Source organism: Pseudomonas sp. NPDC087342, assembly GCF_044744265.1.
GTDB lineage: Bacteria > Pseudomonadota > Gammaproteobacteria > Pseudomonadales > Pseudomonadaceae > Aquipseudomonas > Aquipseudomonas nunensis.
Genome location: NZ_JBIUXZ010000010.1, coordinates 95,847 through 117,700, shown reverse-complemented (window position 1 = coordinate 117,700; position 21,854 = coordinate 95,847). Strand labels below are relative to the sequence as shown.

Sequence of the window (21,854 nt, the reverse complement as noted above, 5' to 3'; positions counted from 1 at the left end):
ATGAAAAGAAGTCATAAGTTATTCGGCGCCAGCCTGCTGGCGCTGGCGATCAGCGGATGTGCGGTCAAAAGTGAGCCGATTGAACGCAGCGTCAGCGAGCAACGTGCCAAAAGCGATATGCAGACGATGTACACCGGTCAGGAACCGCTCAGCGGTCCGTTGACCTTGCACCAGGCGATGGCCCGCGCGGTGAAGTACAACCTCGAAGGCCGGCTCAAGATCATGGAAGAGGCCTTGGCCAAACGCCAACTCGACCTCGCCAGTTTCGACATGCTGCCGCGCATGGCCCTGGATGCAGGCTATGTCGGGCGCAGCAACGTCGGCGCCTCCAGCAGCCAAAGCGTGCTCACCGGCACCCAGTCGTTGGAACCGTCGACTTCCCAGGACCGCGATCGTCGCGTGGCTGACCTGACCATGGTCTGGAACGTCCTCGACTTCGGCGTCAGCTACATCAGCGCCAAGCAGCAGGGCGACCAGCGCCTGATCGTTCAGGAACGCCGGCGCAAAGTGATCAACACCATCGTCCAGGACGTGCGCTCGGCCTATTGGCGCGCCGTGGCCGCCGAACGCCTGCTCACGCAAATCGACAGCCTGATGGCGCGGGTCGATACCGCGCGCAACAACAGCCAGAGCATGAGCGAACAGCGCATCGGCGACCCGGTCGTGGCGTTGGGTTATCAGCGCTCGCTGATCGAGGCGACCCGTCAGTTGCAGGAGCAGCGCCGCGCGTTGTCCCTGGCCAAGACCGAGCTGTCGACCCTGATCAACCTGCCGATGGGCACCGATCTGAAATTGGCGACGCCGGATGACTACACCATTCCGCAACTGAAAGTCGGCATGGCCAGCCTCGAACACGAAGCGCTGGCCAGCCGTCCAGAACTGCGCGAGCAGGATTACCAGACGCGCATCAGCACCGCTGAAACCCGCAAAGCCATGTTGCGGTTGTTGCCGGGGATCGAGTTTTCGGCCGGCGGGCACTACGACAGCAACTCGTTTTTGGTCAACGATAAGTGGGCCGACTACGGCGTGAAGCTGACCTGGAACCTGTTCAACGTGATTTCCGCCCCGGCCGCAATCAACGTGGCCAAGGCCGGCGAAGAAGTGGCCAAGGCTCGTCGTCAGGCGATGTCCATCGCTGTGCTGGCGCAGCTCTACGTGGCCAACGCCAACTATCAGGAAGCGCTGCATCAATTCCAGACCAACCAGGAACTGTCGAGCATCGACGGGCAGATCCTCGGCCAGTTGCGTAACCGTCATCAGGCGGCCGGCATCGGCGAACTGGACTTGATCCAGGGTGAGCTGAACACCTTGCAGGCGGATTTGCGTCGGGACCTGTCCTACGCCGATCTGCGTAACGCTTACGGTCAGATCTTCGCCAGCGCCGGGCTCGACCCGATGCCGGATGAAGTGCAATCCACCCAGGTCCAGTCCATCGCCACCGCGTTGGCCAATCGCGAAGCGGCGTGGGCGTCGGGCAATATTGCGGTGCCGACGCCTCCTCAAGCTCCGGCCAAATAACCTGCTGCCGGCGTGATGAGCCGCGCGGCGTTCTCTCGCCTGCCAGTAACGGTGGATCTACCGTTGCTGTTGCAGGCATTGGCGGCGATTGGCGAAGACGAGTGGCACGGTCATTTCAACACGGCTTACTTCGCTGGCGACTGGAGCGGCGTGGCGCTGATTTCGGCGGCGGATGCGTTGACTGAACTCTCGCCGGGTCTAGGTGAACCGCAGGTGCGTGCGCCGTGGCGGCGGGATGTGCGGTGGCAGCAAGGCTTGCGCGACCTGCCGCTGGACATTGTCTCGGCGCGCCTGTTGCGGCTCGGTCCGGGCGGGCAAATCCATGAGCATCGCGACTATGACCTGGGCGAGCCGGGGGCCGATTTGCGCCTGCATATTCCGCTGCTGAGTCCGCCTCAGGTGGACTTTATGCTTGATGGTCAACGCATGCCAATGACGGCGGGCGAGTGTTGGTTTCTCGATTTATCGCGACCGCATCGCGTGGACAATCGCGATTGTTCGGCGCGGGTTCATCTGGTGCTCGATTGCCGTCCCGGTCCTTGGTTGGAACAGGCGATAATCGAGGGCCTGCCGACTACGCCTGCGCCTGACGTTGGGGAAGGCGCTTTACTGCAATTTCAGCGCCTAGTGGCGAGTGATCCGCAGCTGTCGCAGACGTTGCAGGGCTTGGCGGACACTGAGGTTTTCGTCGTCTGTGTTTTAGAGATGGCGGCTGAGCGAGGTCTGGTGTTTTCCCGCGAAGAACTGCGCGCCGCGATGCGCAACGGTCGTCGCCAATGGAATGAACAATGGAACGCCTGAACCTGGAAGGTTGGTTGCCGATTCGGGTCTGGCAGCAGGCTGGTGAGTGGCTGGTGGATTGGTGTTGGTTCGGTGATACGCCGCTGCATCAGCCGTTTTTTCGAGAGGCCGTGGACGATGCGCTGCGGTTGCCGTTCAACCAGGCGTTTCGCCGGCAAACGCCGTTGGCTGTTCTTAATGATTGGCAGGTGACGAGCCCTGGATTGGCGCCGAGTGCGTTTATCTTTCACGCGTCGCGGTGCGGGTCGACGTTGATCAGTCAGATGCTTGCGCGGCTGGATGATCACATCGTTATCAGCGAAGCGCCGCCGCTCGATGCGTTGCTGCGCAGTGATTTGCCGGCGGCTGAACGGCGTAGGGCGATTGAAGGGTTGTTGTCCGCTTATGGCCAGCGTCGCGTAGGTTTGGAGCAACGGTTGGTGATCAAACTCGATGCGTGGAACATTGCTGAATTACCGCTGTTGCGTGAGTGTTTTCCCGACACGCCGTGGATGTTTCTGTACCGCGATCCGCTGGAAATTGCCGTTTCCCATCTGCGCCGGCCGGGGATGCATATGGTGCCGGGGATGATTGGGGCTAGCGGGTTGGATGATGATCAGCCATTCGACGGCCGCGAGGATTACATCGCGCGACGGTTGGGGCGGTTGTTGGAATTGGGGTTGGCGCAATGCCGTGAGTTTGGTGGGTTGGCGGTGAATTACAGTGAGTTGCCGGGGGCGATGGCGGGGCGGTTGGCCGGGTTTTTTGGGCTGGATGATGTGCGGCGAGAGCAGGTGTTTGCGGCGGTGGGGCGGCATGCGAAACAGCCTTCGGAAGCGTTTGTCGGGGACACTGACAGCAAGCGTCGCGAGGCTTCGGCGCTGTTGGTTGAGCGGGTGGAGTGTTTGGCGCGAGGGCCGTATGAGGCGCTGGAAAATGATCGGCTGATCTGACGCCATCGCGAGCAAGCTCGCTCCCACAGGTGATCTTCAGTGAGTACAAATCGTGTGTCCGACCTCAATCCCCTGTGGGAGCGAGCCTGCTCGCGAAAGCGGTGTGTCGGCCTGCATGGATGTTGAAGCTTATGGCCCCTTCGCGGGCAAGCCTCGCTCCTACAGGGTTTGCGCTGTCCTTGTAGGAGCAAGGCTTGCCCGCGAAGGCGCCCTTCAAATCACCGAAAATTTAACGGCTAAACCTTGGCCTCAGCCATCGCCTCATGGTGATCCAGCACCCGCTCCACCAACAATTGAACGCCATCTGATAGACGGCTGATCGCCAGGACTACTGAACGGCGTGTGCCTTCGACATCGTCCGCTAAATCCGCCGCAATCGCGCTGATGGACATCAAGTCTTCGGAAGCATTGGCCAGCATGACTTCGGGGTCGTTGATACCCTCGGCTACGGCGAAGAGGTGGTATTTACGGCGCTTGGATCGTTTTTCTTCGGCCGGGGGGGAAGTGATGGGCGAAGGCGCGGTCGGCGGCTTCTTTCATTTTTTTTGCGTCGAGTGCTTCAGGGGAATCGGTTCCAGAGTTTTCTGGAGGATTTGGAGTCTCTTTGAACATGATTAGCCTCTTTATGTAAAAGACGCTGACCCGGTCCGCTTGCACGCGAAGGTAGGGTGGCAGCTATGTGCGGGGTGCAAGACCGAGTAAGAGACCGACCAACAAAACCTCGGCAGATCCGAAGATCTCCCACACACAGCCGCCATAAAGCGAGGACAGCGAACACAAAGTGCTCGATGAATACCTATAGGCTAGGAATTGTTGGTGTTTTTACCCGGACTTGCACGTCCGTGTCACCGTTTATTCAGTGACAAAGCCAGACTAGACCTGGCTCCGGACCAGAACAAGTTCACCAATGCCGCTACAACTTGAAGGAAATCTCCGACGGGATTGCCGGACGCTGGGCCTCTAGGGTTTCGATGACAAATCCGCCATCCCCTTGAGCAATTCAATCGGCAACGGAAAGACAATCGTCGAACTCTTGTCCCCGGCAATCGAACTCAACGTCTGCATGTACCGCAACTGCATCGCCCCCGGCTGACGCCCGAGCATTTCCGCCGCTTGCATCAATTTTTCCGAAGCCTGCAATTCGCCCTCGGCGTGAATCACCTTGGCCCGCCGTTCCCGCTCGGCCTCGGCTTGTTTGGCGATGGCGCGCACCATCGATTCATTAAGGTCCACGTGCTTGATTTCAACGTTGGCCACCTTGATCCCCCAGTTGTCCGTCTGGGCGTCGAGCACTTGCTGGATATCGACGTTCAGCCGTTCGCGCTCGGCCAGCAATTCATCCAGCTCATGTTTCCCCAGCACCGCGCGCAACGTGGTCTGCGCCAGTTGGCTGGTGGCCATGAGGAAGTCTTCAACCTGGATAATCGCTTTCTGCGGATCGAGCACGCGGAAGTACAGCACGGCGTTGACCTTCACCGAGACGTTGTCACGAGTGATCACGTCCTGAGGCGGGACGTCGAGGACGATGGTCCGCAGGTCGACGCGGACCATTTGCTGCACCGCCGGAATCAGCAAAATCAGGCCGGGACCCTTGACCTGCCAGAAGCGTCCGAGCTGGAACACCACGCCGCGCTCGTATTCACGCAGGATGCGAAAGGTCGACCCCGCCAGCGCAATCACCAACAGCAGCAGCGCGGCAAAACCCAGTTGCAGGCCCATGGTTATTCTCCCGCCGGCGCCGCGTCAGCCGCGGCCACTTGTAGCAGTAATCCCTTGCGCCCCACGACCCGGACGTTCTGCCCCGGTTGCAGCGGCGTGGCGCTGAGCACTTGCCATTTTTCGCCTTGCAAATGCACCCAGCCGTTGTAGGCACTGTTGGCCTGCAACGCCATCACCGGCGTCACGCTGCCCACCAGTCCGGCATCGCCGCTGACGATGCGGCGCGGGCGGGTTTTCAGGGCGTGAATCACCAGGAAAATCAGCAGCAGAATGCTGATCAGTCCCAGACCGATCATCAGCGGCACGGGCACCTCGGTATTGCTCAGGATCACCGCGCCAGCGACGAACATCACCAGCCCGCCGAGCCCGATCACGCCGTAATTAGGCAAGGTCGCCTCGGCCACCAGAAACGCGACGCCAAACACGATCAGCCACATCCCGAGGGGATCGGGTGCGAACAGGAAAACCGTGTCCGCCGCGAATACAGATCCGCTCAAAGCCAACAACAACGCCACAGCACAGCAACGAATGTTCACGTGACCCTCCGCGAGAGTCGGGTGGTTCTGTATTGAGTCTAGCTGAGCTGTGAGTTGTACGAATTTTGACCAGTTTTTGCCGTGATTCCGACGGGCAGATTTCCCACGCGAAGGCGTCGGCGGGCCTAGACTTTTAGTGGAAGAAACAGCGTTAACCATCGTCCGTTTTTCGTTGCAGCGGACACCGAGGTGCATCATGCGTATGGCAAGAACCGTGCAGGACAGCCTGAATCGGGCTCAATGCGAATTCGACATCGTCACCCACCCGCACTCGGCCAGCAGCCTCGAAACGGCTCGCGTGTCGGGCATTCCTGCCGAACGGGTGGCCAAATCGGTGATCCTCGACGACCACCACGGGCATTACCTGATGGCCGTGCTCCCCGCCAGCCGTCACCTGGACCTGAGCAAAGTACGCGGCAGTGGCGAATGGCAAATCACCCGGGAAAGCACTTTGGCGCACCTGTTCAACGACTGCGAACGCGGCGCGGTGCCGGCGCTGGGTGAATCCTATGGCCTGGACATGCTGATCGACCCGTTGCTGACCCGGCAGAAAGATATTTATCTGGAAGCCGGCAACCACAACAACCTGCTGCACATGAGCATGCCGGAGTTCCTGAAAATGGTGCCGCATGCGGAGGTTTGCGAGTTGAGTCATTAGGTTTACGGTGTCAGTGATATAGCCTTCGCGGGCAAGCCTCGCTCCTACAAGGGATCGCGTTCTCCTGTAGGAGCGAGGCTTGCCCGCGAACAATTTTCCCAATCACCCAGGAGCCCAACATGGAATCCCCAACCCACAGCCTGCCCTCCCTGTTCAAACAACTCGGCCTGCCCAACGACCCGGTCAGCATCGACCAATTCATCGCCACCCATTCACCACTCAAACCGGAACTGCACTTGGCAGACGCGTTTTTCTGGACCGAAAGCCAAGCTGCCTTTTTGCGGGACGAGATTCTGGATGATGCGGATTGGGCGGAGGTGGTGGATCAGTTGGATGTGTTGATGAGGAAGGGGCGGGGGGTGTAAAAAAATCAGGGAGAAAAGGGCGAAATGTAAAAAAATCTGGTGAGTGGTAAAAAAATCTGAGGCTAAGGCCGTGCAGTAAGTTTTTTCTGAGTTGCTCAGTGGGGATCAATAGACCAGAATAACGACCTTAATTGAGGTCTTAATTATGCAAAATGTTCTGGCCGACATTGCTGTCAGCGTGTCTGAGTTAAAGAAAAATCCATCAGCGGTACTGAACGGCGCCCATGGTGGGCCTGTGGCAGTGCTGAATCACAATCGCGTCATGGGTTATATGGTTCCGGCCGATGTTTTCGAATCCATGATGGAACGCCTCGATGATCTTGAGTTGGCGGAAATTGTTCGCTCACGTAGGCATGAAACACCGATCCCGGTAAATCTGGATGACCTATAAGCTTGAGTTCCTGCCGTCCGCACGCAAGGAGTGGGACAAACTGGGTCATACGCTGCGCGAACAATTCAAAAAGAAACTGGCAGAGCGACTCGAGCTCCCGCGAGTGCCGTCGGATTCGCTACACGGCATGCCTGACTGCTACAAAATCAAGTTGAGGTCGGCGGGGTACAGATTGGTGTACGAGGTTATTGATGAGCGTGTGGTGGTTTCCGTGGTGGCAGTTGGCAAGCGTGAGCGCAGCGCTGTCTACGACCGAGCAAAACAGCGCTAACTATCCTGACCTGCTGACTTTGCCGCTTGCGCCCGTCTCGCGGAAAATTCACTTTCGATCTCTTCATTGCTGAAGCATTCGCCCTTCAGCGATAACCTTGCCTTGTCTACTTTCCTTTGCAGGAAACTGAGGTAGTGCTTTGAAACTGCGGGATCCAAGGTGTTATCGAGTTTTGATGCAGAGATTTTAGTCATTGATTCAGCCTCGGTCGGGACGTAGGGCGTTATGAGGTTACGAATGCTACGGCGATTCCTGCCTGGACCATGCGTGATGCCCTTCCACGAATTTGTTTCAAAACTTGACCGCCCTTTCCCTCGAATGCGATATTGATAGTTAGCAAACTAACAGTGTGTCATTCCCCCGTGCCAAAAAACCTCGACGCTCTCCAGATGAACATCAGCAGTGCCATGGTGGTGGCCGCCAGGCATTGGCGGAAGATCTGCCAGACCACGCTGGTCAATTATGGAATCTCCGAAGCCTGCGCCGTCCCGTTGTTGATGATCGGGCGTTTGGGGGAGGGTGTGCGGCAGGTGACGGTGGCGCAGGCGGCGGGGATGGAGAGTCCGTCGCTGGTGCGTTTGCTCGATCAGTTGTGCCATTCGGGCTACGTGCGCCGGACGGAAGACGCCCATGACCGCCGCGCCAAGTGCCTGAGCCTGACCGACTCCGGTCGGGAGCTGGTGCAAGCCGTCGAAGTCGAGTTGGTACGTCTGCGTCATGAAGTGCTGGAAGGTATTGACCAGAGTGATCTGGAAGCAGCACTACGTGTGCTCAGAGCGTTTGAAGCCGCGAGTTATCCGTCGGTGATCCAGTCTTGAGCGGTTTCTGGACAGGCATACCCCCGGCGCGGGACTGGTTCTACGGCGTGCGTACTTTCGCTGCGTCGATGACCGCGCTGTACATCGCCATGCTCATGCAAATGCCGCGTCCGTATTGGGCGATGGCCACGGTGTATATCGTTTCCAGCCCGTTTGTCGGCCCGACCAGTTCCAAGGCGCTGTATCGCGCGGTCGGTACGTTCATGGGCGCGGCGGCGGCGGTGTTTTTTGTGCCGATGTTTGTCCAGAGCCCTTGGGTGCTGGTGGTGATCATCGCGTTGTGGACCGGGACCTTGCTGTTTCTGTCCCTGCACCTGCGCACCGCCAACAGCTACGCGTTGATGCTCGCCGGTTACACCTTGCCGCTGATCGCCCTGCCAGTGCTGGATAACCCGCTGGCGGTGTGGGACATCGCCGAGGCACGGACCGAAGAAATCTTCCTCGGCATCGCCGTGGCGGCGGTGGTTGGTGCGATGTTCTGGCCCCGACGTCTGGCGCCGGTGTTCAACGACTCGGTGAATAAATGGTTCGCCGATGCCTCGACTTACAGCCTGCGGTTTCTCAGTCGCAACGTGCAGCCGGAAGAAGTCAGCGCCCTGCGTTCGGCGATGGTCACGACGTTCAACAGCCTGGAGTTGATGATCGGCCAGTTGCCCCACGAAGGCGCGCGGCCGCAAACGGTGCGTAATACCAAGGAATTGCGTGGACGGATGATCCACCTGCTGCCGGTGATCGATGCCCTCGATGATGCGCTCTACGCTTTGGAACGGCGCACGCCTGAGCTTGTGGATAAGTTCGCGCCACTGCTGGCCGCGACCACTGAATGGCTTGAGCACAAAGACGCTGACCTCGACCGTTGGCAGGCGCTGAAAGACCAGCTAGAAGCGCTGCAACCGAGCTCCGAAGCGCTGGACGATCGCAAACAGCTGCTGTTCTCCAACGCATTGTATCGCCTCGGCGAGTGGATCGATTTGTGGCAAGACTGCCGCAGCCTGCAATACGCCATCCAGTGCGAAAGCCAGGACAACTGGCGTGCGGTGTATCGACACTGGCGTCTCGGTCGGCTGACGCCGTTTCTCGACCGTGGCCTGATGTTCTATTCGGCCATGTCCACGGTCAGCGCGATCATTGTCGCCTCGGTGCTGTGGATTCTGCTCGGCTGGACCGATGGCGGCAGCGCGGTGATTCTGGCGGCGGTGGCGTGCAGTTTCTTCGCCTCGATGGACGACCCGGCGCCGCAGATTTTCCGGTTCTTTTTCTGGACCGCGATGTCGGTGTTGTTCGCCAGTCTTTACCTGTTTCTGGTCCTGCCCAACCTGCATGACTTTCCGATGCTGGTGCTGGCGTTTGCCGTGCCGTTTATCTGCATCGGCACGCTGACGGTCAAGCCGCAGTTTTACCTGGGCATGCTGCTGACGCTGGTGAATACCTCGTCCTTCATCAGTATCCAGGGTGCCTACGACGCAGATTTCCTCAGCTTCGCCAACTCCAACCTGGCCGGGCCGATTGGCTTGCTGTTCGCCTTTGTCTGGACGCTGATTGCGCGACCGTTCGGCGCGGAACTGGCGGCCAAGCGCCTGACCCGTTTTAGTTGGCGCGACATCGTCAGCCTCACTGAGCCGGCGACTTTGTCCGAACACCGCAAGTTGGGCGTGCGGATGCTCGATCGCTTGATGCAGCACCTGCCGCGTCTGGGCTTGATCGGCCAGGACACCGGCGTCGCCCTGCGCGAAGTGCGCGTGGCGCTGAACCTGCTTGACCTGCTGGCCTACACCCCGCGAGTGCTCGGCGTGCCGCAAGTGTTGCTGCATCAAGTGGTGGCGGAAGTCGGCGAGTACTTCAAGGCGTGCCTCAAAGCCGGCGAGCGTTTGCCGGCACCGAGTCCGTTGTTGATGACCCTCGACCGCACCCGCCGCGCCCTCAACACCGAGTGCGACGACGGCGCCCGGCTACATTTGCTGCACGCCTTGAGCGGATTGCGCCTGGCGTTGCTGCCCGGTGTTGAATTCGTCGGCACCAGCGCACTCGAAGAACCGCTTCCCCATGGCATCGATGGAGCGCCTTTATGATCGGTGATCTGGATATCAGCGGTGTATTCCTGCCCACGCTGCTGGTGCTGATGGGCATTACCTACCTGTTTTACCTGTTGGTGCACGGGGTGCTCACGCGCCTGCACTTTTACCGTCTGGTCTGGCACCGGGCATTGTTCAACGTGGCTCTCTACGCTTTGCTGCTCGGCGCCGTGGACTCACTCAGTCGATACCTGATGACATGAAAAAACCTTTTTTGACCATTGGTCGCGTCCTGCTGACCCTGCTGATCGTGAGCTTCGCCGTTGTCGTGGTCTGGCGCATGGTGATGTATTACATGTTCGCGCCCTGGACCCGTGACGGGCACATCCGTGCCGACATCGTGCAGATCGCCCCGGACGTGTCCGGCCTGATCCAGCAAGTGCAGGTGCGCGACAACCAGTTGGTGCAGCGCGGCCAAGTGCTGTTCAGCATCGACCAGGACCGTTTCAAACTGGCCCTGCGCCAGGCGAAAGCCGCCGTGGCGGATCGCGAAGAAACTCTGGCCCAGGCCCAGCGCGAGGCCAAGCGTAATCGTGGCCTCGGCAATCTGGTGCCGGGCGAACAACTGGAAGAAAGCCTGTCGAAAGTCGCCCGTGCGCAGTCGGCGTTGTCCGAAGCGCTGGTGACGGTGGACAGCGCCCAGCTCAACCTCGACCGCTCGACCATCCGCAGCCCGGTGGACGGCTACATCAACGACCGTGCGCCTCGCGCTCAGGAATTCGTGACCGCCGGGCGTCCGGTGTTGTCGGTGGTGGACAGCAATTCATTCCACATCGACGGCTATTTCGAAGAAACCAAACTCGACGGCATTCACGTCGGCCAAGGCGTGGATATCCGCGTGATCGGCGACCGCGCTCGCTTGCGCGGGCATGTGGAAAGCATCGTCGCCGGCATCGAAGACCGCGACCGCAGCAGTGGCAGCAACCTGTTGCCCAACGTCAACCCGGCGTTCAGTTGGGTGCGGCTGGCTCAGCGGATTCCGGTGCGGATCGCCTTCGACGACGTACCGGCGGATTTCCGCATGATTGCCGGGCGTACCGCGACGGTGTCGATCATCGACGATAAAACCGAGGAGCCCGCGAAATGAGCAAAGCCTCGGCTTTGGCGGTGGCCGGTTTAGGCCTGTTGCTGTCGGCGTGTCAGGTGGTCGGGCCGGATTATCACTTGCCGGATGAAGCCGCCGTGCACCGCGAAGACTTGCAGGGCAACCTGGCGACGAACGACAAAGATGTGGTTTCGGCGCCGGTGCCCAGTGATTGGTGGCGCTTGTATCAGGACCCGCGTCTCGACCAGTTGGTGGAGCAGGCCATGGCCTCCAACACCGATTTGCGCGTGGCGGCGGCGAACCTGTCCCGGGCCCGGGCGCAGGTCGATGAAGCCCAGGCTGCGGGCGGCTGGAGCGGCGGCGTGAAGATGGGCGCCCAGCGTTTGCAGGAGTCCGGCGAAGCGTTCTTGTTGCCTGAGAAAGTACCGGTGGCCAACGTCGGCGACATTGGCATCACCACGTCTTATCAATTCGATCTGTTCGGCACCTTGCAGCGCGGCATCGAGGCGGCCAAGGCCAATGCCGATGCGACCCAAGCGGCGGCGGACACGGCGCGTATCACCCTGGTCGCCGACGTGGTTCGGGCTTACACCCAAGTCTGCGCGGCCAATGAAGAGCAGGAAATCGCCCAGCATTCCCTCGATCTGCAAGCCCAGAGCACCACGTTGACCCAGCGTCTGCGCGATGCCGGGCGTGGTGATGAAACTCAAGTCACCCGTTCGCAAACCCAATTCAAATCCTTGCGCGCCGACATGCCGCGTTATGAGGCGTCGCGTCAGGCCGGGTTGTTCCGCTTGTCGATGCTGCTGGCCAAACCGCTGGATCAACTGCCGGCCGGTACCGCCAGTTGCGCCGAACTGCCGAAGATTGCGCAATTGTTGCCGGTCGGTGACGGCGCCACGCTGCTCAAGCGCCGCCCGGATGTGCGTCAGGCCGAGCGCCGTTTGGCCGCCGCGACCGCCGGTATCGGCATCGCTACCGGAGAGTTGTACCCGGACATCAGCATCGGTGCGTCGATCGGCACCGTCGGCACCCTGGAAAACCTCGGCAAACCGCAGACCAATCGTTGGGGCTTCGGTCCGTTGCTGAGCTGGACCGTGCCGTCCAACGGCTCCCGCGCGCGAATCCGCGAAGCCGAAGCCTCGACCCAAGGCGCGCTGGCGCACTTTGACGGCGTGGTGCTCAACGCGATCCGCGAGACGCAAACCGGTCTGGCCCAGTACTCCGCGCTGCTGCAACGCCGCGATGCCCTGGCCGATGCGGAGCAGTCGGCGCAACTGGCGGCGGATCAGACTCACCGCTTCTTCCAGGCTGGCCGCGCGTCGTTCCTGGCGGACCTGCAAGCCACCCGCACCTACACCGATGTCACGGCGCAACTGGCGTCGGCCAACACCCAGGTCGCGATGAGCCAGATCGATTTGTTCCTCGCCCTCGGCGGCGGTTGGGAAAGCGGACGAACGCAAGCGTCACAGCCCGGCAAACCCTGAGGCCGTTGCTATGCTTTGACTTGACGGGATCGCGCGACGATCCCGTCAATCAAGGCTCGCGTTGGTCATGGGGACTCTAATAATGAAAAACCCTTATGCTCCCGGCTTCTGGTGCGCTATTGCGGCATTAGTGTTGCTGTCGGCCACCTATTTCTACGGCATCATGCTCGCCCACCAGATCGACAAGGCGCTGGTGTTCCTCGACAGCGCGGCGGCACTGATTGCCGTGATGTCCATCGTCGTGGTCGCCTGGGCTTCAGTCCAGGGCACGCGCATCAAAAGAAGACACCTCGAACAAGGCAAGACCCTGGTGCTGATCTGGGATACCAAGGTTGCGCTGCGTCGGGTCGAAACAGTGTTTGATCGCTATTTCTGGGGCAGCTACTGGCAACCGGGGCGCACGTTCCAGGAAGTCATGGGCGAACTCACCGGCACACCGCTGGAAAAAAGCCTCGAAGCCTTGAAGACCCAATGCCTGGCCCTCGACAAGCAAGTCACCGAAGAAGGCTGGCACTGGCTCAACAACGCCCGCGAACTCTCCGATGTCGCCAACGCCATGGCCCGCGAACGCTATCAACTGGACTTCTGCGACCCGCGCGCGGAGGTGACGGGCGGGGCGGTGATCAATCGGGATTTTGAAGTGCTGGTCTATACGTGGACGGCGCGGCTGAAAAGCTTTGATCATCAGCTGGATGAGATTGAAATGCAGTATTCCTGATTCAATGGTGGCTGGACGGACGCCTTCGCGGGCAAGCCTCGCTCCTACAGTGGATCGCATCCGTCCTGTAGGAGCGAGGCTTGCCCGCGAAGGCGATTTCATGAGCGCTGAAACTCTCAACCCCCGCCACCGGTCCATAGACACTCTTTAACCTTTAATCATTAAGCCCTCTCGCCCCGCAAATGCTAATCTCCATCGCACTTTTGCGCAGTCGTGACCACGGCCCGTCATGGGTTCAGGGAAGACGACCACATTTTCAACAACGGACATTGATCGGGTAATTCATGAATAAATCAGCAGGCGTGCTTCTCGGAATTGTCGTTGCCATCGGTGCAATCAGCGCCGGCGGTGCCTGGTACACCGGCACTAAACTCGAAGGCGTGCTCAATGCCTCCGTCGCCGACGCCAACAAAGAACTGCAAGCCGCGCTGGTCGGTTCTAACGGCACGGCGTCCCTGGAACTGGTGTCCCTGGAGCGTGGCGTGTTCAGCAGCACCGCTCACTATCGCCTGAAGGGCGAAGGCGAGATGTTCGGTGAAGCACCGGTCGAATTGCTCTTCGTCGATCGCGTCGAACACGGCCCGCTGCCGTTCTCGCGCCTGGCTTCGTTGAAATGGCTGCCGGTCATGGCCACCAACCACTTCGAGCTGGAAAAGACTTCGACCACGGAAAAGTGGTTCGCTGCCGCCAACGGCCAGTCGCCAGTCAAAGGCGTGGTCAACATCGGCTACGACAATTCCACCAACGGCACTTTCGAATTGCTGCCGCTGGAAGTGGCACTGGATGACAAGTCCAGCCTGAAGTTTTCCGGTCTGAACATGGACATCGCTGCCAGCGCCGAGGCCAAGAAGGTCAAGGCCGACGGCTACATGGACAGCCTCAAGCTGACCACCGTGTCGGAAGATCAGGCGCCGGTCACCGTCGAGATGAACGGCCTGACCGTGGCCAGCAACCTGGTCAAAAGCACTTACGGCTACTACACCGGCGAAAACACCGTCGAGCTGACCAGCAGCAAGACCACTTTCGGTCCCAAGCAGTCGGTGGTGGGCGTCAACAAATTCGAAATGAAGAACCAGACCGAAGAATCCGGCACCAGCGCTTCCGGGCGTGCGGATTACAAGGTCGGCGAAGTGTCGTTCAACGGTAAAACCGTCGGTTCGGCTCAGATGGCCATGAGCCTGAAGAACCTCGACATCCCGTCGACCATGTCGCTGATGGAGATTTACCAGACCAAGTTGCAGCCGTACGAGCAAGCCGCCGCCAAAGCCGCTGCCGCCGGTGAACCAGCGCCCGAGCTGAACCTGACGCCAGAAGAAGAGAAGCAAGTGAAGGCCGGTCTGGAAAAACTCTTGGCCGCCGGTCCACAGTTTGCTCTGGAGAATCTGTCGTTCAACTCTGCCAACGGTGAAAGCCGCGCCAACCTGGTGCTGGACCTGACCAAACCGGCGTCCATGGACCTGCCGCCAGACCAGTTGGTCCGTCAGTTGATCGCGTTGCTGGACATCAACATCAAAGTGTCCAAGCCAATGCTGGTTGACCTGCTCAGCATTCAGGCGCAAGCGGATGGCCAGACCGACGCCAAGACCATCGTCGATCAGGCAACCGCCACCAGCGACATGTTCAGCAGCATGGCCGTGGGCACGCAACTGGCCAAACTGGAAGGCTCAGACGTCGTCACAAAACTGCATTACGCCAACAATCAGGTGGAATTCAACGGCCAGAAAATGACCGTCGAGCAGTTTGTCGGCTTCGTGATGGGCAAACTCGGCGGCGCTGGGCAAGTCCAGTAAAACCAAGGGTTACACAGAAACGCCCGGCCTCAGACGCCGGGCGTTTTGCTGTCCGGGATTTGAACAGGGCCAAGTGATGTCACGAATCTGAATAAATATTGCGTTCTGAATAGCTGACCAAATCGCGTGCAAGACTGCGCCCCGACAAGTTAGCCAGGTCCTGTCGACCCGGCTTTTACGAATGGGCAAGGGGAGCATTGCGACCCGGCTGGCCGTGTAAGGATGCTGACGAATGCCGCGTTTTGCTGGTCCCTTTATTCATCGTGGCTTACGCCCGTTGTTTCGCGTTGCGCTGTGCAGCCAGTTGCTCTGGCCGGCGCTGGCGTTCGCCGACACGCCTTACGATCAGATGGTCCGCGATGCCCGTGCGGGCAATTACGCGCCGGCGCTGACCGTACTGCGCCAGGTGCCGGTGAACCAGGCCACCACCAGCCAGGTCAGCGATCATTTGCAGATCGCCAGTTGGGCCGGCCTGGACGCCGAAGTGGTGCAGGTCTATGAAACCCAGGGCCGCAACCGCGTGCTGCCGGTTCAGGCCTTGACCGCCACGGCCCGAGCCTATCGCAACCTCAAGCGCTGGGATTCGGCAACCGGGCTCTACAACAAGGCGCTGGCGCTGGAGCCACAAAACCCGGACCTGCAACTCGGTTTGGCCATGACTCAGGCTGACGCCGGCAAACCCGACGAAGCCGTGACCCGCACCAGAGCCTTGGTGGCTGCTAAACCCGAGGATCCGTCCCGGCGATTGGCCCTGGCCTATGCCTTGACCCGCGCCGGCAATAACTACGACGCGCTGTTCGAATACGATCAGGCTTTCATCCGCGCCGGCAGCAAACCGGAAGTCGCCCGTGAATACGTGTTCGCCCTGCAACGTGCGCGCTTGCCGGAACCGGCCCTGCGCCTGGCTCAGCAACGCCCCGGATTGATTGATCCGGTGCAGTTGCGTCGTATCGAAGGCGACCTCGCGGCCGAGCGCGTGCGTTTGGCAGAACTGGCCACCCGCAGCGAAAAAGAGCGTTATGTGATCGCTGATCGGGCGTTGGCCGATTACGACAAATTGCTCGCCACCTGGACCCCGGACCCGGCGGCTCACGACGACGTCACCCGTTGGCGTATCGACCGCATGGGCGCGCTCAAGGCCCGTGCACGCACCGCTGATGTGATCAGCGAATACCAGAAACTCAATGGCGAAGGCGTGAAGATGCCGACTTACGCCCTGCGCTGGGTGGCGTCGTCCTACCTGGACCAGCGTCAGCCTGAAGTCGCCACGGACCTCTATCGCCAAGTACTGGTCGCACCAGACGCCGACGTCGGTGATCGCCTCGAAGACAGCACTGCGCTCTATTACGCGCTGCTCGAAAGCGACAAGGCTGACGAAGCGCGCACAGTCGCCGAGGACCTGGCGAAAACCCAGAAGCCACGGGTCGAACTCAAGGGCTTGCCGGTGGGCAATCCCAACGATGAATGGATGGATGCACAACAACTCGCCGCCCAGGCCGGGACCTACGGCGCCGATCTGCCGTCCGGCGAGCAGCGTTTGCAAACCTTGGTCGATCAAGCGCCGGGCAACATTGGCTTGCGCCTGGCCCAGTCCGATTTGTACCTGGCCCGGGACTGGCCGCGCCGCGCGGAATTGCAGCTCAAGGAAACCGAGAGCATGGTCCCGCGAGACGTGGGCCTCGAAGTCGCTCAAGCCCACACCGCCATGGATTTGCAGGAGTGGCGGCAGATGGACGCGCTGACCGACGATGTGGGTGCGCGTTTCCCGGACAACCGTCAGGTCCAGCGTTTGCAGCGCCAGCGCGAGGTGCATGACATGGCCGAGCTGCGGGTGCAGAGCTATGGCGGCAAGAGTTATGGCGGTGGCAACAGCGGCGCCGGTGCGGTGTCCGGCAGCAAGGATTTCGGCATCGAAACCGTGCTCTACAGCCCGCCCATTGACGAAGACTGGCGCGTATTCGCCGGTGTCGGTTACGCCACCGGTGATTTCCAGGAAGGCACCGGTCGTGATCGCACGCAGCGGCTCGGTGTCGAGCGCCGCACTCGCGACATGACCCTGGAAGCGGAAGTCTCCAATCATAACTTCGGTTACGGCAACAAGCAGGGCGCGCGCCTGGCGATTGCCCGGGACATCGACGATCACTGGCAGTACGGCGGCAGCCTCGCTTACCTCTCGGCGGATACACCGCTGCGCGCGTTGAACAGCGATGTCACGGCCAACGGCGGCAGCGGTTTCATTCGTTGGCGCGCCAATGAAAGCCGCGAGTGGAAACTCGCGGTCAGCCCTTCGCACTTCAGCGACGGCAACAACCGCGTCGAAGCCTTGCTCACCGGACGCGAGGGCGTCTACACCGCACCGAAAGTGCAAGTCGATCTCGGCCTGGAAGTCGGCACCAGCCACAACTCCGCGTCCGAGGACGTGCCGTACTTCAACCCAAAATCCGACTTCAGCGTACTGCCGACAGTCAACGTCAACCATGTGCTTTATCGCCGCTACGAAACCTCCTGGAGCCAGCAATTCCAGGCCGGCGCGGGCACCTATAGCCAGCGCGATCACGGTACCGGCGGCATCGGCTTGCTGGGTTACGGCCAGCGCTACAGCTGGAATGACGTCTTCGAGGTGGGCGGCTTGTTGACCGTCATCAACCGGCCCTATGACGGCGACCGCGAAACCGATCTGCGCCTGCTCGTCGACCTCACTTACCGCTTCTAGAAGAGTTTGAAGATGCCATTTATCTCGCGTTTCATCCTTTTGCTGGGAGCGCTGCTGGTCAGCGCCTGCGCCCAGCAAGCCCCGGCGTTCACGCCGCCGTCCGAGCGCACGCTGCCGGCCAGCGAAAAGCCGTGGCCGAAAAACCATGTGCTTGGCATCGCTTACCACGACGTCGAAGACCGCGATCCGGACCAGGCTGTTGTGGCGGTGCGCACCGAGCGCATGATCGAGCAGCTCGCCTGGTTAAGGGAGAACAACTACAAACCGGTCACCGTCGACCAGATCATCGCCGCGCGTAATGGCGGTGCTGAGCTGCCGCCCAAGGCAATCTTGCTGAGTTTCGACGACGGCTATTCAAGCTTCTACACCCGCGTGCTACCGGTGTTGCGCGCTTATAACTGGCACGCCTTGCTGGCGCCGGTCGGGGTGTGGATCGATACACCGCTGAACCAACCAGTGGATTTCGCCGGCACACCGCGCCAGCGTTCGGACTTCCTGACCTGGGATCAGATCCGCGAGATCTCTAAATCCGGTCTGGTGGAAATCGCCGCGCACACCGATGCCAGCCACAAAGGCGTGTTGGCCAACCCCCAAGGCAACCTGCAACCGGCCGCTGCGACTCGTCGCTATGACGCGGTCAACGGTCGCTACGAAACCGAGGCCGAATTCCAGGCGCGGATGCGCAGCGACGTCGCGACCATCACCGAGAAAATCCGCAAGGTCACCGGTTACAAGCCGCGCATCTGGGTCTGGCCGTACGGCGCGGCGGACGGCACTTCGCTGCAAGTAGTCAGCGAGCAGGGCTACAAAATGGCCCTGACCCTGGACGACGGCCTCGATGCCCTCGACAACCTGATGAGCAGCCCGCGCTTCCTGGTGGCCTCGGACCCGGACGGCGAGCACTTCGCTAACAGCATCGTTTCGGTGCAAGCCGAATCGCCGATGCGCGTGGTGCATGTGGACCTGGATAACGTCTACGACGCCGACCCGGCGCAGCAGGAAATAAACCTCGGCAAACTGATTCAGCGCATGGCCGACATGGGCGCCAACACGGTGTTCCTGCAAGCTTTCGCCGATCCCCAAGGCGATGGCCTGGTGCATTCGTTGTACTTCCCGAACCGCCATTTGCCGGTGCGCGCCGACATCTTCGACCGCGTGGCCTGGCAGTTGCGTACTCGCGCTCACGTCCAAGTCTTCGCCTGGATGCCGGTGCTGAGTTTTGCCCTGGATTCCAAGCTGCCGCGCGTCACGCGTTGGGACCCGAAAACCGGCAACACGTCGGTTGATCCGGACCAGTACAAACGCCTGTCGCCCTTTGATCCGAACGTGCGACGAATCATCGGTGAAATCTACGAAGACGTCGCACGCCTGACCTCGGTGGACGGGATTCTCTATCACGATGACGCGGTGCTCTCGGACTTTGAAGACGCCAGCCCCGAAGCGCTCAAGGTCTACGCGGCCAACGGTTTGCCGGGTTCGATTGCGGCGCTGCGTGATGACCCGGCCACGCTGCAACGCTGGACGCGGTTCAAGAGCCGCTACCTGATCGATTTCACCAACGAACTCACCGCCAAAGTCCGCGCGATTCGCGGGCCGCAGGTGCTGACCGCGCGCAATATCTTCGCCGAGCCGATGCTCAATCCCCAGAGCGAAGCCTGGTTTGCGCAGAACCTCGACGACTTCCTTGCCGCCTACAACTGGACGGCACCGATGGCCATGCCGCTGATGGAGAAACAAAGCCACGCGCAATCCGGGCCATGGCTCGAAGCGTTGGTGGCCACGGTCAAGGCGCGTCCCGGTGCGCTCAATCGCACGGTGTTCGAATTGCAGGCCAAGGACTGGACCAAACAAACCGATTCCGACATCGACGGCGCGCAGCTGAGCGACTGGATGGGCCGCCTCAAGCGTCAGGGCGCCACCAGTTTCGGCTACTACCCGGACAATTTCCTCGAGAACCAGCCGGACCTGAAAACCATACGGCCCGCGCTCTCCAACAAGTGGAATCCATAACATGCTGGATAGACTTTTGGCCCTGCTGGTACTGGCGATCGTCCTCGGGATACCCCTGGGGCTGATCTTCCTGGTCACCGGGCAATTCCTGATGGACTTCGTGTTCTTTTATCCGCTGTTCATGTCCGGGCTGTGGATCGCCGGCGGCCTGTATTTCTGGCTGCACTGGGAGCGCCACTGGCCGTGGAAGGACGACACGTTGCCGCCGCCATTGGCCGGCGAGCCGCTGATTTCGATCTTGATCCCTTGCTACAACGAAGGCGACAACGCCGCCGACACCATTCACGCGGCGTTGGCCCAGCATTACCCGAACATCGAAGTGATCGCGATCAACGACGGTTCCAAGGACAACACCGCCGCCGTGCTCGACGCATTGGCGGCGCAAGATCCCCGCCTGCGGGTCCTGCACCTCGCGGAAAACCAGGGCAAAGCCGTGGCCCTGCGCATGGGTGCCATTGCGGCGCGTAGTGAGTACTTGGTGTGCATCGACGGTGACGCGCTGTTGGCGCCGAACACGGCGGCGTATCTGGTCGCGCCAATGCTCGATAACGCACGCCTCGGTGCGGTGACCGGCAACCCGCGCATCCGTACCCGTTCGACGCTGGTGGGTCGGGTTCAGGTCGGCGAGTTCTCCTCGATCATTGGTTTGATCAAGCGTACGCAGCGGGTGTTCGGACGGATCTTTACCGTCTCCGGGGTGATCGTCGCGTTCCGGCGCACGGCGCTGAATCGGGTCGGCTTCTGGAGCCCGGACATGATCACCGAAGACATCGACATCAGTTGGAAACTGCAACTGGATCACTGGAGCATCTTTTACGAGCCCCGCGCCCTGTGCTGGATCCTGATGCCGGAAACCCTCGGCGGCCTGTGGAAGCAACGTCTGCGCTGGGCTCAGGGCGGCGCCGAAGTGCTGTTCAAGAACATTCGCGGCATCTGGCAGTACCGCCACCGCTACCTGTGGCCGCTGCTGTTCGAATACTGCCTGTCCACCGGTTGGGCCTTCACTTTCCTGCTGTCGGTGATCTTCTGGGCCGTGGGCAAATTCATCGAAATGCCTTCTGCAATTGCTGTGGACCATTTGCTGCCACCAGCCTTTACCGGGTTGCTGCTGGCGATGGTCTGCCTGGTGCAATTTGCGGTCAGCATCTTGATCGACCGGCGTTATGAAAAAGGCCTGGGCAAGACCATGTTCTGGGTCGTCTGGTATCCCTTGATGTTCTGGCTCATCAGTCTGCTCACCACGCTGGTCAGCTTCCCCAAAGTGCTGTTCGGCCAACATCAGAAACGCGCGCGTTGGGTCAGCCCGGACCGGGGCATCAAACCGCTGAATGATGAAGACGAAGAGGTCATAAAATGAAAATCATCAGAACCCGGCAGCGGCCCTTTCTGGTCGTGATCGATGCCTTCTTCACGGTGCTGGCCTGGATCGGCCTGCTCTATCTGTTGGTGCGCGGGTTGTGGCCGCTGATCGATACCCACGACGGCCCTCGCATCGATGCGTCAGTGTTCGATGCCCTCGGCACCTTGCAGATTTATTTGTGGGTGGCGGTGTTGAACGCGGTGATCCTGATTTCCTGGGCGCGTTATCAACATCGTAAAAGCAAAAGCTTCGCCCAGCGTCGTTTGCCGGCACCGGTGGTGGATGATCATGGGTTGAGCAAAAGCTTCAAGCTGAGCGGTGATCGGTTGGAGAAATTGCGCACGCCGGGCTCGATGACGATTCACAACAACCAGGAGGGTGATGTGAGCCATGTGGTGACGCATTACTTTCCGATTGATCCGGTGCCGCCAGTGACGCGGCTCGCACCGCTGGAGCATCCGTTGGTGATTCGCTTGCCGGCTGAGGATGACGACAATCGCGAACCGGTGGTCCATCTCTAAACTCGGCACAAATCCCTGTAGGAGCGGGGGGGGGGGGGGGGGGGGGGGGGGGGGGGGGGGGGGGGGGGGGGGGGGGGGGGGGCGGGGTGCTGGTGGTTGGGGGGGTGTGGCGGGGAAGAGGGGGTGGGG

Annotated in this window: 21 protein-coding genes and 1 pseudogene; 18 read left to right on the top strand and 4 right to left on the bottom strand. The window is 60.5% G+C overall.

The window, feature by feature from the left end; translation table 11 throughout:
• The 3 genes from ACIOYV_RS20485 to ACIOYV_RS20475 are packed head-to-tail and all read left to right on the top strand — an operon-like array spanning position 1 to position 3,251.
• Positions 1–1,518 carry a TolC family protein gene (locus ACIOYV_RS20485; RefSeq protein WP_401326502.1) on the top strand — a complete coding sequence of 506 codons (1,518 nt, stop codon included), beginning with the start codon at positions 1–3 and terminating at the stop codon, positions 1,516–1,518.
• Between the two features lie 15 nt (positions 1,519–1,533).
• Entirely contained in the window at positions 1,534–2,319 is a 786-nt protein-coding gene (locus tag ACIOYV_RS20480; RefSeq protein WP_401326499.1) for an aspartyl/asparaginyl beta-hydroxylase domain-containing protein, read from the top strand.
• Positions 2,307–3,251: a sulfotransferase family protein gene (locus tag ACIOYV_RS20475; protein ID WP_401326496.1), complete on the top strand. Its 945-nt coding sequence runs from the start codon at positions 2,307–2,309 to the stop codon at positions 3,249–3,251. The genes ACIOYV_RS20480 and ACIOYV_RS20475 overlap by 13 nt, the downstream gene beginning before the upstream one ends.
• Before the next feature lie 236 nt (positions 3,252–3,487).
• Here the strand turns inward: ACIOYV_RS20475 and ACIOYV_RS20470 are convergent.
• From ACIOYV_RS20470 to ACIOYV_RS20460, 3 genes and pseudogenes are all read right to left on the bottom strand, one after another.
• Positions 3,488–3,863: pseudogene (locus tag ACIOYV_RS20470) on the bottom strand (DUF6124 family protein).
• 348 nt (positions 3,864–4,211) lie between these two features.
• Positions 4,212–4,970 (bottom strand): slipin family protein, encoded by a 759-nt coding sequence (locus tag ACIOYV_RS20465; protein WP_054050285.1) that lies wholly within the window; start codon positions 4,968–4,970, stop codon positions 4,212–4,214.
• Positions 4,971–4,972: 2 nt separating this feature from the next.
• Positions 4,973–5,506, bottom strand: coding sequence for an NfeD family protein (locus tag ACIOYV_RS20460; RefSeq protein WP_401326493.1), 534 nt, complete (start codon positions 5,504–5,506; stop codon positions 4,973–4,975).
• Between the two features lie 196 nt (positions 5,507–5,702).
• On the opposite strand from ACIOYV_RS20460, the gene ACIOYV_RS20455 reads away from it, so the two are divergent.
• From ACIOYV_RS20455 to ACIOYV_RS20440, 4 genes are all read left to right on the top strand, one after another.
• A complete protein-coding gene (locus ACIOYV_RS20455) occupies positions 5,703–6,164 on the top strand; it encodes an aminoacyl-tRNA deacylase (RefSeq protein ID WP_054050281.1) in 462 nt (153 codons plus the stop codon).
• Between the two features lie 119 nt (positions 6,165–6,283).
• On the top strand, positions 6,284–6,529 hold the full coding sequence (locus ACIOYV_RS20450; protein ID WP_265042432.1) for a DUF2789 domain-containing protein: 246 nt from the start codon (positions 6,284–6,286) through the stop codon (positions 6,527–6,529).
• Between the two features lie 145 nt (positions 6,530–6,674).
• Entirely contained in the window at positions 6,675–6,920 is a 246-nt protein-coding gene (locus ACIOYV_RS20445; protein WP_133840022.1) for a type II toxin-antitoxin system prevent-host-death family antitoxin, read from the top strand.
• On the top strand, positions 6,910–7,191 hold the full coding sequence (locus ACIOYV_RS20440; RefSeq protein ID WP_169372203.1) for a type II toxin-antitoxin system RelE/ParE family toxin: 282 nt from the start codon (positions 6,910–6,912) through the stop codon (positions 7,189–7,191). The genes ACIOYV_RS20445 and ACIOYV_RS20440 overlap by 11 nt, the downstream gene beginning before the upstream one ends.
• Here ACIOYV_RS20440 and ACIOYV_RS20435 read toward each other — a convergent pair.
• Positions 7,188–7,385: a hypothetical protein gene (locus ACIOYV_RS20435; RefSeq protein WP_401326488.1), complete on the bottom strand. Its 198-nt coding sequence runs from the start codon at positions 7,383–7,385 to the stop codon at positions 7,188–7,190. The two genes, ACIOYV_RS20440 and ACIOYV_RS20435, sit on opposite strands and share 4 nt — an antisense overlap.
• A gap of 195 nt (positions 7,386–7,580) precedes the next feature.
• On the opposite strand from ACIOYV_RS20435, the gene ACIOYV_RS20430 reads away from it, so the two are divergent.
• The 11 genes from ACIOYV_RS20430 to pgaD all read left to right on the top strand — a co-directional run bounded on the left by ACIOYV_RS20430 (position 7,581) and on the right by pgaD (position 21,725).
• Positions 7,581–8,009: a MarR family winged helix-turn-helix transcriptional regulator gene (locus ACIOYV_RS20430; RefSeq protein WP_401326485.1), complete on the top strand. Its 429-nt coding sequence runs from the start codon at positions 7,581–7,583 to the stop codon at positions 8,007–8,009.
• Entirely contained in the window at positions 8,006–10,078 is a 2,073-nt protein-coding gene (locus tag ACIOYV_RS20425; protein ID WP_401326482.1) for an FUSC family protein, read from the top strand. The genes ACIOYV_RS20430 and ACIOYV_RS20425 overlap by 4 nt, the downstream gene beginning before the upstream one ends.
• On the top strand, positions 10,075–10,284 hold the full coding sequence (locus ACIOYV_RS20420) for a DUF1656 domain-containing protein (RefSeq protein WP_054050271.1): 210 nt from the start codon (positions 10,075–10,077) through the stop codon (positions 10,282–10,284). Before ACIOYV_RS20425 ends, ACIOYV_RS20420 begins: the two co-directional genes overlap by 4 nt.
• Positions 10,281–11,168, top strand: coding sequence for an HlyD family secretion protein (locus ACIOYV_RS20415; RefSeq protein ID WP_123516005.1), 888 nt, complete (start codon positions 10,281–10,283; stop codon positions 11,166–11,168). The genes ACIOYV_RS20420 and ACIOYV_RS20415 overlap by 4 nt, the downstream gene beginning before the upstream one ends.
• Entirely contained in the window at positions 11,165–12,613 is a 1,449-nt protein-coding gene (locus ACIOYV_RS20410) for an efflux transporter outer membrane subunit (protein WP_054616590.1), read from the top strand. Before ACIOYV_RS20415 ends, ACIOYV_RS20410 begins: the two co-directional genes overlap by 4 nt.
• An 82-nt stretch (positions 12,614–12,695) precedes the next feature.
• Positions 12,696–13,331, top strand: a complete 636-nt coding sequence (locus tag ACIOYV_RS20405; protein WP_054050265.1) for a hypothetical protein — start codon at positions 12,696–12,698, stop codon at positions 13,329–13,331.
• 284 nt (positions 13,332–13,615) lie between these two features.
• Positions 13,616–15,121, top strand: coding sequence for a YdgA family protein (locus tag ACIOYV_RS20400; protein WP_265042435.1), 1,506 nt, complete (start codon positions 13,616–13,618; stop codon positions 15,119–15,121).
• A gap of 232 nt (positions 15,122–15,353) precedes the next feature.
• Positions 15,354–17,834 carry a poly-beta-1,6 N-acetyl-D-glucosamine export porin PgaA gene (pgaA, locus tag ACIOYV_RS20395; protein ID WP_401326476.1) on the top strand — a complete coding sequence of 827 codons (2,481 nt, stop codon included), beginning with the start codon at positions 15,354–15,356 and terminating at the stop codon, positions 17,832–17,834.
• Between the two features lie 12 nt (positions 17,835–17,846).
• Positions 17,847–19,844 carry a poly-beta-1,6-N-acetyl-D-glucosamine N-deacetylase PgaB gene (gene pgaB, locus ACIOYV_RS20390; RefSeq protein WP_401326473.1) on the top strand — a complete coding sequence of 666 codons (1,998 nt, stop codon included), beginning with the start codon at positions 17,847–17,849 and terminating at the stop codon, positions 19,842–19,844.
• 1 nt (position 19,845) lies between these two features.
• Entirely contained in the window at positions 19,846–21,201 is a 1,356-nt protein-coding gene (gene pgaC, locus ACIOYV_RS20385) for a poly-beta-1,6-N-acetyl-D-glucosamine synthase (protein WP_401326470.1), read from the top strand.
• Positions 21,198–21,725, top strand: a complete 528-nt coding sequence (pgaD, locus tag ACIOYV_RS20380) for a poly-beta-1,6-N-acetyl-D-glucosamine biosynthesis protein PgaD (RefSeq protein WP_401326467.1) — start codon at positions 21,198–21,200, stop codon at positions 21,723–21,725. The genes pgaC and pgaD overlap by 4 nt, the downstream gene beginning before the upstream one ends.
• Positions 21,726–21,854 lie beyond the last annotated feature (129 nt).